Source organism: Bacillus cereus group sp. MYBK139-1 (assembly GCF_051916915.1).
Classification (GTDB): domain Bacteria; phylum Bacillota; class Bacilli; order Bacillales; family Bacillaceae_G; genus Bacillus_A; species Bacillus_A pacificus.
The window spans coordinates 26,554-40,379 of the sequence record NZ_JBQAHO010000001.1 but is presented as its reverse complement, the minus strand read 5'-3'; the positions used below and the strand labels follow the sequence as shown (position 1 = coordinate 40,379).

Below are 13,826 nucleotides of genomic sequence, written 5' to 3'. Positions count from 1 at the left end.
TTAAGTTAATTTCATATCTTTTTCATTATAAAACCCATCTTCTTTTTCCATTTCCTTCTGTAATTTCGTAAAGGAACGGTACATCGCAATTCTCCATGACACAATCATCGCAAATGCCAGTAAGAAGAACATACCACTAAGTTGTCCTAAATCAAGAGATTGGCTTAAGTATGTTTTAAATACAATCCGCACGACAAGTAATCCAATTAATATAAAAACAAATGCTTTGGAACGCTTCAAATAAATCTCTTGTCCTCTAATTTCAAATTTAGATGTTTTAATAAGAAAAATAGAGAAAAACAAACCGACGCCAATTGCTTCTAACATTTCTGCTGGAGTTAATCGAAATTCAGGAAAAACATACATCAACGCTCCCGTACTCATAAAAAATGGTGGAAGTATAATTTTTTTCAATGTTGCAGGTTTCTTAGCTGCTTTTAAACGAATAAACATCGCACCAACAGCCATACAAACAGCAACGATACTGGATAAAACAACTATGTTCATATTTTCTCATCCTTTTTTGTGGCTATATGCAAAATATACTTTCATTATATGCTTTTCCGTTAGTATTTCCAACATTTTCACAGAATAATACTAAAAACCCGTAAAACCACCAAATAAACTTGAGAAATATACGATAATTTTTGTCATCCAGTTAAAGTATAAGAAGATACCCATGATAATCATAATGTATCCCCCGATTTTCATGAACTTCATACTGTTTCTTTTAATCCAAGACATTTTCGTAATAAAGAATGATAGTACGAAGAACGGGATAGCAAATCCAAGTATGTATGCGATCATATAAATCATTGCTGATTCTGGATTTGTTGCCGCTAATCCAATAACCGATACTAAAATAGGTCCTGTACAAGGTGTCCATCCTGCCGCAAATGCCAATCCAATTAGAACAGATCCAAAATAACCACTCGGACGATTTTTAAACGTGAATTTACGATCTTGCATTAAAAACTTCGGCTTAAATACACCGACAATAATTAAACCGAATACGATGATAAATATACCACCTAACTGTCTAATTAAATCTTTATAATTTGTAAAGATACCTCCAATAAAGCTTGTACCAAATCCAATTGCAATAAATATAATTGAAAATCCAAGTAAGAAAAACGCTGTATGTATCATACTTCTTTTCCGAAGCATTGCATTTTCTTCTTTCAACTCAGAAACCGACATACCTGTTATGTACGATAAAAATGCCGGATAAAGCGGTAAGCAACATGGGGAAATAAATGATAAAAACCCAGCACCAAACGCTAAAAAAATACTAATATCTTGCATTATTCCACTCCTCTCCTTACATATTGTAGCAAAAACATATAAAAATACTATGAACAATTCGTGAAATCACTTTTCCAACGTGATAATAAGAAAAACTACCCTTTCACACTTTTTCTAAAAAACGTTTTCATTTCCTTCTATTTATATAGAAAAATCTCAATTACACTACAAAACCTCTCTAATGTTATTAACATAACAAAGGTAATATAGTTTCTCAAATGATTAGCATGTTATTCGTATGTTTATATACATATTGATTAAAAAATATTTTTTTCAAATGCTGTCTTTATACAATACAAACTTGATTTTACAATACTTCTATTATTACTAATTTCAAGATTATGCATAAATATCATACTTTTATTATTATTCTATAAAATGTCACACTTTTCTTTTATTTGACCCTCCATTTTTAATTTTGTATACTTCCCTCTAGTTATATATGTCCGTTACGGAACAATTTCATATAGATGGGAGGAATATTTCATGCTTCGTTATTCTCTTTTAGTTTTATTAGGAGCGTGTAGTTATGGGATTTTAGCTATTTTCGTTAAACTTGCATATGCAGAAGGATTTTCACTTGGAGAGGTAATTGGCAGCCAATATTTGTTCGGTTGGATTATTTTGCTTGCTATTACACTTCTATTTTCTAGACATCGTGTTCCATTAAAACAAGCTTTAATTTTATTCGTTGCAGGTACATCTGCAAGTTTCACTGGAATTTTTTATTATGCTTCATTAAAAACTGTACCAGCATCTATCGCCATTATACTTTTATTCCAATTCGTTTGGGTCGGAATTATTATTGAAGCAGTCGCAACAAAAACTTTTCCTTCAAGAGAAAAAGTTATTTCTGTTATCCTCTTACTTGCAGGTACATTTTTATCAAGTGGTTTACTAGAAAAATCAGCAGGTGATTTCGATACGACTGGAATTATATTAGGCCTATTATCTGCTGTTACATTTGCAACATACATTTTCGTGAGCGGAAAAGTTGCTGTTGAAGTACCTTCATTACCACGCGGTGTTCTTTTAATGGCTGGTGCTTTAACTTTAGTAATGATCGTATTCCCTCCAACATTTATTTTTAACGGTGCCATTTCTGAAGGACTTTGGAAATACGGTTTAGGTTTAGGAACATTCAGTATCGTCATTCCTTCTATCGCCTTTACAATTGGTATTCCAAAGATTGGTTCTGGCTTAGCGACTATTCTTGGCGCTGCGGAACTACCAGTTACAACAATTATGTCTGTATTCGTTTTAAAAGAAGCTGTACTATCTTCACAATGGTTCGGTGTATCACTTATTTTAATCGGCATTGCAATCCCGCAAATTGCCTATGCAATGCGTGGACGTTATCGTAAACATCATACACATAAAAAAGTTGCTGCATAAAGTGAAGACTTATACAAGATAAACGAGAGAGGATTTTCATTTGAGAATCCTCTCTTTTATTATTGTATACTTATAGTAAATACTTTATTTAAGAAAGAGGGCATTATAAGTGGCATCAAATCTAGAACAGTTAACTGATCAACTTATTTCTATTCGTAGAAATTTACATGAGAATCCAGAATTATCCTACGAAGAATTCGAAACGACGAAAGCTATAAAGAATTGGTTAGAAGAAAAAAACATTACAATTATCAATTCTAGTTTAGAAACGGGCGTTATTGCTGAAATTTCGGGGAATAGTAACGGACCGCTTATAGCAATCCGTGCTGATATTGATGCCCTTCCTATTCAGGAAGAAACAAATTTATCCTACGCTTCAAAAATCCATGGAAAAATGCACGCTTGTGGGCATGATTTTCATACAGCTGCTATTATAGGTGCCGCTTATTTATTAAAAGAAAGAGAACCTTCCCTAAATGGAACTGTTCGCTTTATATTCCAGCCGGCTGAAGAGAGTAGTAATGGCGCTTGCAAAGTTATTGAAGCTGGGCATTTACATGGCGTACAAGCTATTTTCGGTATGCATAACAAACCCGATTTACCAGTAGGTACAATCGGTATTAAAGATGGTCCACTTATGGCCGGAGTTGATCGATTTGAAATTGAAATTCACGGAGTTGGTACACATGCAGCTGTACCAGATGCTGGGGTCGATCCAATTGTCGCATCCTCTCAAATTGTGATGGCACTACAAACTATTGTAAGCCGAAATATAAGTTCATCTCATAATGCAGTTGTTAGCGTCACAAACATCCATTCAGGAAATACGTGGAACGTTATTCCTGAAAAAGCAATATTAGAAGGTACTGTTCGTACTTTCCAAGCTGAAACACGCGAAAAAATTCCAGCCTTAATGGAACGTATCATTAAGGGCGTTTCTGATGCACTAGGTGTAAAAACAGAATTCCATTTTCATTCAGGTCCTCCTGCCGTTCATAATGATGAAATTGTTACTCATTTATGTACACAAACTGCACAGGAAATGTCACTAGACGTGATTACCCCTACTCCTTCCATGGCTGGCGAAGATTTCTCTTTTTATCAACAACACATACCAGGATCATTCGTTTTTATGGGAACGAGTGGTACACATGAATGGCATCATCCAAGCTTTACAGTAGATGAGCGAGCGTTACCTATAAGTGCAGAATACTTCGCTTTATTAGCTGAAAAAGCACTTAAACACTTTTCCTAAAAAAAGGAGCCGTTAAGAAATGCTTAACGGCTCCTTTTTTAAGTTAAATCACGTTTTAAAAATACTGTATAGGAAATGATTAAAAATACAAATAAATACAGTAATAACATACATGATGCAAACGGGAACGTTACTCCATCAATAAAACTTCCATTCTTTGAAATACTGTATAAATCTGTGTTTGCTGGCAATAAATATTTCGCCCAATCATATCTAGTTGCTGCTAGTAATGCAATATTCCCTGATAAAGCAAGAAACAGTGAAATACCAATCGCACCTCCACTAGATCTTGTTAGCACAGAAATCATAAATGCAAACGCTGCATACACAATCGTTGGCAACCACGATAAAATATAATACTTACTAGCCTCTACAAAAATATTTTGTTTTATAATATTTCCATCTTGGAAAATAAATTCGCTCCATGCAGGCTGCTGGAATTTATAAATAACAAGCCCACATAAAATGGAAAAAATCATATTAAATATAAACAATAACGCTGCAAATATGACAATTGCTAAAAACTTAGCTGTCAAAATTTTAAAGCGACTCGCTGGTCGTATTGTTAAAAATTTATATGTTCCCCAGCTATATTCATTCGCAAAAATTGTACTTGCATACACGAGGATAAACGGAAGTAATATTGGAAATACGATAAAGCCTGTATCTCTCATGAAAGAAAGTGGAGAACTACTTGCCGGTGCTGTATCCCTATCTAAATGCTTCATCTTAAGTTGATATTCCTTTACAAGCTCATCCCCAGATCGTTCCGCTAAAATTGCTTCTTTTTCCATACCTAGCTTTTTCTCAATTTCTACAGTTCGTTCTGTATAATCAGCTTTCCATCCTTTTGTTTCCGGCTCCAAATACTTTACAGTAACCCATCCTAATCCGATTATTAATACTGCAATAACTGCAAATGGAATAATCGTTCGCTTTCGCTTAAATATTTTATACAATTCGTTATACACTAAATTAAACAATATCTTTTCCCCCTGTTAATTCTAAAAATTGCTCTTCTAACGTTTTTCTTTCTTCATATACACGATACACTTGAATGTTTTTCTCAAGCAATGTACGAATAACATTTGGGATTTCTTCATCTTTTACATGAATAAGTAAATCATTACCTTTTATTAAAACATCTTGGTCTAACATTTCTGCCGCTTTATTCGCATCATCTACGCGTATACGGATTGTCTCCATCTCTTCACTTTGATTATGCTGAATATTTTGCGTCGCGACATATTCTCCGTGCTGAATAATGATAACTCTATCACACATTAATTCAACTTCTGAAAGTAAGTGACTAGATACAAGAACAGCTTTTCCTTGTTCATGTGCAATTTTCTTTATGTACATTCTCATTTCATGTATTCCACTAGGATCTAATCCATTCGTTGGTTCGTCTAATATTAATACATCCGGATCATGAATAAGCGCTTGAGCAATTCCTAAACGTTGTCTCATGCCGAGTGAATATGCTTTTACTTTGCGGTCAATTACTTGTCCCATTCCTAACAATTTCACTACTTCATCGATACGTTCTTCTGTCACGTTCCCATTCATGCGTCCGAAATATGTTAAATTTTCATAGCCACTCAAGAAAGGATAAAATTCCGGTGCCTCAATTACTGCTCCAATTTTCGAAGCAGTACTTTCAAATTGTTGTTTTACAGATTGACCATCAATCCAAACTTCGCCCTCTGTCATACGAATCATGCCGACCATCATTCTCATTAAAGTCGTTTTTCCAGCGCCATTTGGTCCGAGCAAACCAACTACTTCACCCTTTTTAACTTCAAAACTAATATTTTCTACAAGTGTCTTTGAACCGATTCGCTTCGTTAACCGCTCGACCTTTACAATTGATTGTTCATTTGTCATTCTATACAACCTTTCCTTCCCATTCTTTGTCAGGTCTTTACACTGTAACATGATTATTTTTCTGTGTAAAATGAACACTCCCTCACTTAGCAAAGCTTGAAGTGGGGGTTTCTAACGTTTCGACCTAACGGACGATTAACGTCAGGGAAGTTAACACATTAGCGAGCTGTTTCACGCTTAACCCCTCTATCCCATTTGTCCATGCATTTGGGATTACTTTTCGTAAAATATTTCTTTCGATTCACCTCACCACCTTCACTTACGTTTAGAGGTGGGAGTCCTCTCGAAAGGCATGATAGAAAAAGGCATGATTCCTCATGCCTTTTCCTTGAAATGAAACGAATTTTTATCTTGTAAACTTTGAACAAATCGAAAACATTGCACCATCGATAATAGAAGGATAACGATCATAATTATACTAACGACTACGATTGCATATATTGTAATCGGTGCACTATTTATCCCTTGTATTCCTGCTATTCTTATAAAGATAATCGTAAATAATTTTAAAAATAACATCCCATTAACTAATCCAAAAACAAACGCTGCTCCATAAATAAATAATTGCTCCTGACATAATAAACATAGTACATCATTTCTCTTCATATTCTCTGCTACATGAGATTTCATTTCTTCTTTCCTCACTTGCAGAAGAGAAAATGTAATTTTATATGTAGTAAAAATACATATAAAAATAAGTAAAATAAACAGCGTGTAAAAACATATTTGAAATAAAAGTATAGTCCCTAACTCCCCAATAGCTCCTTTATTACACTGGAGCGATACCATAAAAAACAAAATCATAGTACTTATAGCAACCCACATGAATTGCTTCATCCTTTTGGCAGCAAATGTTCTTATATTTTTTCTCGCTAACCGACATAAAGACATAAAATTCTTCCCCTACCTTATTACATACGCATTCTATACTACTAGTGTATAAAAATATGACATTTTAAACATCGCACTACAATCGGAATTTCCTCTAAGTCTTTAGTCCTAGAAAACAAAAATGAACATGTTTATATCTTTAGTATAGAACTAAAAAAAGAACACTAAAGCGGAAAGGCAATAGTATTGCCTTTCCGCTTTAGTGTTTAATGAGGTGTACTTTTTAATAACTTAATTAATCTCATCCTCAACTTCTATTCTTTTCTTCTCTCTTGCAATTTTTAAAAACTCTAGTAGCTCTGGATTGCTATTCATTTTTTTGTAAGCTACTGACATTTCTGCAACAAAATTAGAATCATATAGCTCTTTATATACAACTTCTGTTTTATATAATTTATTTGCCGATACGGGTATGACTGTAATTCCAATCCCCGCTGCTACAAGTCCCATAACTGTTTGATATTCCGTCGCTTCTTGTACGATACGCGGACTAAACCCGACGTCGCGGCAAAGTGATAAAATTGTATCGTATAACGCTGGCCATACTGGTCTCGTAATAAATACAAACGGTTCATCCCGTAAATCTTCTATATGTATTTCATCTTTCTCTGCAAGTGGATGAGCCTTCGGTAAACATAAAGTACAAGATAGTTTTTGTATTGGCTCTAACTCTAATAATTGTGTTGGGATTGGTGGACGTAAAAATCCAATATCAATACGATTATCATGAAGCGCATGGACTTGATCTGGAGTAGATAATTCATGTAATGCAACAGACACCCTCGGAAATTTCTTTCTATACTCCCTTACGATAGATGGTAAAATATCATATATCGCCGCACCTACAAAACCAATTGAAAGTGAGCCCACTTCTCCCCTTTGGGCACTTTGTGCAATTTCTACCGCTTTTTCAATTTGTTCGAACGCTTTTTTTACTTCTTTCAAAAACATTTCTCCAGCTTCTGTTAATTCAACCTTTCTCTTCGTTCTTGAAAATAACATAACTCCCATTTCTTTTTCTAATTGCTGAATTTGTTGACTAAGCGGTGGTTGTGTCATTTGTAAACGAGCAGCCGCCCGTCCAAAGTGTAACTCCTCTGCCACTACAACAAAATATTGCAAATGCCGTAATTCCATTTTGGACACCCTTTTCCATTTCAATTAATACGTCTAATATATTAATAACATATAATTTATATATTAGACAAATTTTTTGAATGAACGTATAGTAGAAATTGTTAATTCTTTTTTACAATTTTTATGTAAAAAAAGAAAGAGGTGGTTACTGTATGAAATGGTGGAAATTAAGCGGACAAATTTTACTATTATTTTGTTTCGCTTGGACAGGTGAATGGATTGCAAAACAGGCACACCTCCCAGTTCCAGGAAGTATTATCGGTATTTTTTTATTGTTAATTTCATTAAAATTTAACCTAGTGAAAAAAGAGTGGATACAGGACGGTGCAGACTTTTTATTAAAAGAACTTATTTTATTTTTCATTCCTTCTGCAGTCGCTGTCATACGCTACAAAGATACACTATCACAATATGGAATCGATCTCATCTTAATTATTATGATTAGTACACTTTGTGTCACTCTCGTTACAGGACTCTTAACAGAATTGCTACTAAAGCGGAAAGGATCCGTGCAATGATCGGTTTTCTTTGTTTACTATTAACACTATTCACATATTGGATATCGAAGAAAATGTATCAACGCTGGAATTGGAGCTTACTTTCTCCTCTTCTCGTCTGTCCTATTATTTTAATCGCTTTATTACTCGGACTAGACACATCTTATGAAACGTATGAAACTGGAGGCCAATGGTTAACAGAATTATTAAAACCTGCAACAGTTGCTTTTGCATGGCCAATCTATAAATACTTTGATTTACTCAAGAAACATGGAATGGCTATTTTACTTAATGTCATTGTCGGTTCGTTTCTATCAGTTATCACTTCAGCACTACTAGCAAATTATTTTCAAATTGATTCATCGTTAGAACATAGTTTAGCACCTCATATTGTAACGACGCCAATTGCAATGGCCATTTCAGAAATGATTGGTGGTATGTCACAATTAACAGCAGTATTTGTTGTTTTAACTGCGTTAACAGGAGCATTGCTCGGACCTTCTCTCATTCGTATATGCCGTATTAAAACAGCAATTGCAAAAGGTATTATGTTAGGAACAAGCGCAAATGGAACCGGCACATCAAAAGCATTCGAAATCGGTCCTGTAGAGGGAACGATCGCAAGTTTATCTATGCTTTTAACTGCAGGAGCTAGTTTAGTTATCGTTCCGCTTTTCTTATCGTGGATACATTGAAAAAGCAAGTGTTTACACACTCGCTTTTTTATTTATGTATTTGTTTAAAATCTCATAATCCTCCGGGAAAGATAGCGTTAATTCCTTCATTTCATCTATCCCCTTCCAAGCAATTTCATGTATTAACTCATCAGGATCTTGGATTTTCATACTACCGCCTATTCTTTTTACGACATAATAATGAACGTATACAGGAACCCCATATGTAATCGCTTCTTTTTCGTATATTTTACTTACAACTTCCACATTGTAGCCTGTTTCTTCCCAAACCTCTCGGATACAACATTCCTCTAATGTTTCTCCTTTTTCAAGTCCTCCACTTGGGACGGACCACCTTTTTTCTTCATCCTTTTGTCCTTGTAATACCATTAAAACTTCATTTCTTTCATTTACACATACTGCTGCACAGCCTATCCATCTTTCCATATACATTCCTCCCCTACTACTATTCGGTTCTTTTTTCCTTTTCTCCTTGAAAAAAGAGGGAAAAAGGAAAACGATGACGAAAATTTACATCAACTTCATAGGCAATTCCTTCTTAGAAATTAAAAACGGAAGGATGAAAGCATGATTTCTAAATATGTTGTGGAATGTGTCTTTTGCGAAGAAAATCGAAAACCTCGCCAGGCTATCGTCACAGTTCCAGCTACTACTCAGCTACTAGCTATTGAAAAAGTGCGTGCAGAATGTAAACGTCGTTTCGGAAAAGCTTTATTATTACAAACTGAAATTAAAGAAGAAATAGTTTTTGAACAAAAAGAAAGCTGACCATAAATTGGTCAGCTTTCTTATCCGATCATATTTTCACATGAAGATTAGGGGCATCCTCTTTAAGGATCGGGATTTTCCCATTATGTACGTTCCATAATGGTCATCGAACAATATATTTCTATACAATTAAATATTGAATAGAATAGGGCAAAACTTGTTCGCATTTTTAGAAAAGGGATAGGGATATAATTCAAGTAGTACTTCGAATACTCGAACTTTACACTCATTATATTAAAGCAAATCCTTTTATATGGGAAATATGAATTACTTACATAATTCATTCGTAAAACATATTAGTTTGCTATATTATTTTTATTCCATGAATAACATACATCCAGCTAGAACTGGTGTCATAATCATTGAAAACTTCAAAAGCATACTTGGTGCATAATTTGTAAACTTTGCCCCAATATACGCTCCTAACATCGTCCCAATTAATACTTGCAATAATAATATATGATCTAGGTAGCCTTCTGAACTATATCCTAGCCCACCTCCAATCGCAATTGGCAATATAACCAGCATTGTTGTTCCTACAGATTGCTGGATCGTTAATCCTAATAGAACCATTAATCCAAGTTGAATAAATGGTGCAGAACCAATCCCGAATGAACCAGCCATCATTCCAGTGACTAATCCAAGACATATACATTTCATTATGTTCTCTTTCGAAAAATCTTTAATCTCTGCTAAAAGTAACTCTTCCCTATTTTGAAACTTAATTAATTTAATAAACATAAAAATTGCAGATAAAAATAACATCCCAGCTGTAAACCAATGAAGAAGATGTCCTGGTATAAGTGAACCAATTTTTGAACCGCTATAAGAACCAAGCGCTCCACATCCCCCAACAATCCCGCCTATAGTAAGTACTACATTTCCTTCACGATAATGACTTATAACCCCAGATAATGTCGTAAATGCCATAGCAGTTAAAGACGTTGCAAGTGCAACGTGAATAGGAATATGGAATACTAAAGTGAGTATCGCGATAATAAACCCGGCTCCCCCAGCTCCAACAAACCCTAATAAAATTCCCATTACTAACATCGTTATAATAATTGCCACATACTCTCCCTCCAGTAAGGCAATTATCCACCATATTCTTTCTTCTACACAAATAAAAAGCATCCATCTAGGATACTTTTTATTTCAATACTATGTACTTAATCTTGATTAATCAAAATAACCGCGGGGCCAGCGACTACTACTCCAGCTACTTCGATTTTTTCAAATTCCTTTACTGTAATAGATATAACGCCTTCTCTTTCCATCAATTCTTTACTCAGGACATCAGTCGGTATAGCTTTCACCGTCTTACCTCCTTTTCATTTATACAATATGCCAAAAACAACTTAACGCATCTATATATATGCATCACCTCCGCTTTCATTCCTTATTCCCTTCAAAACCCTTATCTCCCTTCCGTAACGTATTGAAAAATAAAAAAGCACTCGCAATCGCGAATGCTTTTTTATTATTTACTTTCTATTACTTTTAACATTCTATTAATAAATGCTGCCGATTCTCCACGCGTTGCAGAACCTTTCGGCATAAATTCATTATTTTCATTTCCTTTTACAATACCTAATCCATAAACACGTTGTACAGCTTGTTTATCATATGCTAAATCTTGATCTGAGAATGGTAACGAGACTAAGTTACCTTTAATTTTTTTATATTGTAGTGCACGGTCAATCATAATAACAGCTTCATCTCGTTTAATCGTATCGTTTGGAGCAAATATACCATTTCCTCTACCACTTATTATCCCAGCACTTGCTGCACGATTAATACCATCTATTAGCGATGGATGTGCTGTATTTAAGTCATTAAAATTCGATGATCCTTCAGGTAGCTGCAATGATCTTGATATTAAATTTGCAAATTCACCACGTGTCACAAGGCGCTCTGGCCAATAAGAACCTTTTCCATCTCCAACCATAATACCGCGCTTATCTAATTCACGAATGTCTGCTTCATACCAACCACCCGTTATATCATCTTTATGGTTCGCATCATAATAAACTTTTGTTCCTTGTAAGAATGGTTCCCAACCATTGTTTTTAATCATAATGGCTGGACAATTTTTACCGCTCCAAAATTGATGCTTCTTCACATTTTCTAAAGGGATATTTAATTCCCCCATTAAATAAGCTGCTAGTTTACGAGCATTTTCAACAGCTTTATTATAATCACCATCTTCGTTTACAGCAATTTCAATCGCAATTGATTCTCGATTCCCAGTTCCTTCTGCTCCATCTCCTGCATGCCAAGCATTTTCGTTTAATGGCAGGTGTTGATAAATCTCTTTATCGTCTACTGTAAAGTGCCAAGAGGCTGAACGATCTTCCGTTCCCGTTGCTTGGTTATATAAATATATCGCATGGTTTCTAGCATTTGCCCCAACACTATAATTATCGGTCTCATGAATCGTAATATACTTCGGGTTCATCGCATAACCTGGACGAATATTTTCATTTCCTTTTGGTACAATCATTTCTTTTAAAGGTACACCATAAATATCCGTTGTTTTCTCTTCTATTGGCGCTGCATACATAGCTGCTGCACGTTTTGTACGTATTGGTGCTGCATCTTGTAAAAGTGAAGCTTTTGTTCCTTCAAATTTTGCTGAAGGTGAATGAATCCATTTTATCTCATTATTTATTTTTACTTGGAACCATTCTCCCGCCTGTCCAATTGCTTGAATAGTTTGCGGCTCCAGTACATTTTCTTCTTTGTATGAAGTAAATGGTTCAGAGTAAGTAGAGCTTTCTTCATTAATAACTAACTTTTCACTTAATAACGGGTGAATTTCTTTAACCTCTACATTTCCATCACTATTTTGTATCCATCCCGTTCCCGATGAAGTTTGAACATAGTAAGCGTTTCCTTTTCTCTTCTCAGCTTTTACGACTTGATTCGAAATACGAATCCCTGTCTCTTTTTGAAAATTACTAGAATCGTATAAAGGTACTTCTTTCACTATATGTACAAGAAACTCACCTTGCACTTCACTTTTTACTCCTTTATCTTCCCCTCGACCATCTTCATCTTTCATATGGTTTTCAATACTTTTTAAAGCTTGTTCATCAGATGAAACTGTAACAGTTTTTCCAAGCTCATTAGCATAGGAATAATTTGGAATCGTTACCATACTAAATACAATTGATGCAGCTAAAACATTATAAAATCCTTTTTTCATCATAAATACTTAACACGCATATCATTAAATTCGTGTTAAAATTCCCCTCCTCAACCAAAATATAGATTATCTACTAAACTATTAAGCAACATAACCATTTACAATATAACAGACTCCTTTCAATTCGTATAGATAGGAATGACTACTATTTGCCTACATTTACTATATTGGAATATAAAAAGAAGCTATAATATATAGCTTCTCTCTACGTTTCTTCAATCGTTATGCACCTTATATTCCACAACTTTACCATCTCTATCAAATTGTAAAACAAGATGTTCACTATCTATGGGAATAAAGCCACGTTCAGTTCCAAGATAGTACGAAGTGATAACCCCGTTTTCTCCATTTCTCGTTTCAGTAGGCGTTCCTAATAATTGTGTAATTTCTTCATTTGATTTTCCTGTTAATTTATATTTTTGCAATAGATCATCTACCATATGTACCCGTTTATCTTCAGCATGTAACCACCGATCTTGGTTAAACTTGGAAGTGTACGTATTCATACTTAATTGTGCCGTACATACTACTAATGGAATAAGTGCTACTATTAACACTCCCGACATTTGCTTCTTTTCTTCATTACGATTTTTAGCAACATATAAGATCGACTTTTGAATCATAACTAATAAAACAAATGGCATGACTATTATAAAAATGCTCGTTACACTTAATGACGTATGAGCCATACCAATAATAAACATAAAAGCAAGATACATGAGTATATACAAACAAATATAAACATACAAAATACCCCTTAATATAGCACTCAGAAAGCCCACCTCTTT

Annotated in this window: 16 protein-coding genes and 1 pseudogene; 5 read left to right on the top strand and 12 right to left on the bottom strand. The window is 34.5% G+C overall.

Annotation, left to right across the window (positions count from 1 at the left end):
• The 3 genes and pseudogenes from ACTFRS_RS00220 to ACTFRS_RS00210 all read right to left on the bottom strand — a co-directional run bounded on the left by ACTFRS_RS00220 (nt 1) and on the right by ACTFRS_RS00210 (nt 1,465).
• Nucleotides 1–507 carry a CcdC family protein gene (locus tag ACTFRS_RS00220; RefSeq protein WP_001028639.1) on the bottom strand — a complete coding sequence of 169 codons (507 nt, stop codon included), beginning with the start codon at nt 505–507 and terminating at the stop codon, nt 1–3.
• Nucleotides 508–597: 90 nt separating this feature from the next.
• The gene (gene ccdA, locus ACTFRS_RS00215) at nt 598–1,305 is read right to left on the bottom strand and encodes a cytochrome c-type biogenesis protein CcdA (RefSeq protein WP_001152681.1); all 708 of its coding nucleotides are present in this window, start codon (nt 1,303–1,305) and stop codon (nt 598–600) included.
• A gap of 16 nt (nt 1,306–1,321) precedes the next feature.
• Nucleotides 1,322–1,465, bottom strand: a pseudogene (locus ACTFRS_RS00210) (peptidase T).
• A gap of 326 nt (nt 1,466–1,791) precedes the next feature.
• On the opposite strand from ACTFRS_RS00210, the gene ACTFRS_RS00205 reads away from it, so the two are divergent.
• Complete coding sequence (locus tag ACTFRS_RS00205) at nt 1,792–2,700, top strand: EamA family transporter (protein WP_139866360.1); 909 nt, start codon at nt 1,792–1,794, stop codon at nt 2,698–2,700.
• Between the two features lie 109 nt (nt 2,701–2,809).
• A complete protein-coding gene (locus ACTFRS_RS00200; RefSeq protein ID WP_431084785.1) occupies nt 2,810–3,955 on the top strand; it encodes a M20 peptidase aminoacylase family protein in 1,146 nt (381 codons plus the stop codon).
• A gap of 38 nt (nt 3,956–3,993) precedes the next feature.
• On the opposite strand, the gene ACTFRS_RS00195 is transcribed toward ACTFRS_RS00200, so the two are convergent.
• The 4 genes from ACTFRS_RS00195 to alsR form a co-directional block, all read right to left on the bottom strand.
• The gene (locus ACTFRS_RS00195) at nt 3,994–4,938 is read right to left on the bottom strand and encodes an ABC transporter permease (protein ID WP_139866362.1); all 945 of its coding nucleotides are present in this window, start codon (nt 4,936–4,938) and stop codon (nt 3,994–3,996) included.
• Entirely contained in the window at nt 4,931–5,842 is a 912-nt protein-coding gene (locus ACTFRS_RS00190; RefSeq protein ID WP_113710956.1) for an ABC transporter ATP-binding protein, read from the bottom strand. The genes ACTFRS_RS00195 and ACTFRS_RS00190 overlap by 8 nt, the downstream gene beginning before the upstream one ends.
• A 315-nt stretch (nt 5,843–6,157) precedes the next feature.
• Complete coding sequence (locus tag ACTFRS_RS00185) at nt 6,158–6,733, bottom strand: FtsX-like permease family protein (RefSeq protein ID WP_139866363.1); 576 nt, start codon at nt 6,731–6,733, stop codon at nt 6,158–6,160.
• A 231-nt stretch (nt 6,734–6,964) separates the two neighbouring features.
• Nucleotides 6,965–7,870 (bottom strand): acetoin biosynthesis transcriptional regulator AlsR, encoded by a 906-nt coding sequence (alsR, locus tag ACTFRS_RS00180; protein ID WP_000423223.1) that lies wholly within the window; start codon nt 7,868–7,870, stop codon nt 6,965–6,967.
• A 152-nt stretch (nt 7,871–8,022) separates the two neighbouring features.
• Here alsR and ACTFRS_RS00175 point away from each other — a divergent pair, with 152 nt between their 5' ends.
• Together ACTFRS_RS00175 and ACTFRS_RS00170 are read left to right on the top strand one after the other, a co-directional pair.
• Nucleotides 8,023–8,388, top strand: a complete 366-nt coding sequence (locus ACTFRS_RS00175; RefSeq protein ID WP_000872364.1) for a CidA/LrgA family holin-like protein — start codon at nt 8,023–8,025, stop codon at nt 8,386–8,388.
• A complete protein-coding gene (locus tag ACTFRS_RS00170; RefSeq protein ID WP_000578959.1) occupies nt 8,385–9,062 on the top strand; it encodes an LrgB family protein in 678 nt (225 codons plus the stop codon). Before ACTFRS_RS00175 ends, ACTFRS_RS00170 begins: the two co-directional genes overlap by 4 nt.
• 12 nt (nt 9,063–9,074) lie before the next feature.
• Here the strand turns inward: ACTFRS_RS00170 and ACTFRS_RS00165 are convergent, their stop codons facing one another.
• Complete coding sequence (locus ACTFRS_RS00165; protein WP_139866364.1) at nt 9,075–9,488, bottom strand: NUDIX hydrolase; 414 nt, start codon at nt 9,486–9,488, stop codon at nt 9,075–9,077.
• Between the two features lie 141 nt (nt 9,489–9,629).
• On the opposite strand from ACTFRS_RS00165, the gene ACTFRS_RS00160 reads away from it, so the two are divergent.
• A complete protein-coding gene (locus tag ACTFRS_RS00160) occupies nt 9,630–9,830 on the top strand; it encodes a DUF3903 domain-containing protein (protein WP_000624205.1) in 201 nt (66 codons plus the stop codon).
• Between the two features lie 315 nt (nt 9,831–10,145).
• On the opposite strand, the gene ACTFRS_RS00155 is transcribed toward ACTFRS_RS00160, so the two are convergent.
• The 4 genes from ACTFRS_RS00155 to ACTFRS_RS00140 all read right to left on the bottom strand — a co-directional run bounded on the left by ACTFRS_RS00155 (nt 10,146) and on the right by ACTFRS_RS00140 (nt 13,820).
• Nucleotides 10,146–10,901: a sulfite exporter TauE/SafE family protein gene (locus ACTFRS_RS00155; RefSeq protein ID WP_440024564.1), complete on the bottom strand. Its 756-nt coding sequence runs from the start codon at nt 10,899–10,901 to the stop codon at nt 10,146–10,148.
• A gap of 98 nt (nt 10,902–10,999) precedes the next feature.
• Nucleotides 11,000–11,146: a BC1881 family protein gene (locus ACTFRS_RS00150; RefSeq protein WP_000644411.1), complete on the bottom strand. Its 147-nt coding sequence runs from the start codon at nt 11,144–11,146 to the stop codon at nt 11,000–11,002.
• 164 nt (nt 11,147–11,310) lie between these two features.
• Nucleotides 11,311–13,038, bottom strand: coding sequence for an S-layer homology domain-containing protein (locus ACTFRS_RS00145; RefSeq protein WP_139866392.1), 1,728 nt, complete (start codon nt 13,036–13,038; stop codon nt 11,311–11,313).
• Between the two features lie 215 nt (nt 13,039–13,253).
• Nucleotides 13,254–13,820 (bottom strand): hypothetical protein, encoded by a 567-nt coding sequence (locus ACTFRS_RS00140; RefSeq protein WP_242293760.1) that lies wholly within the window; start codon nt 13,818–13,820, stop codon nt 13,254–13,256.
• Between the last annotated feature and the right edge of the window lie 6 nt (nt 13,821–13,826).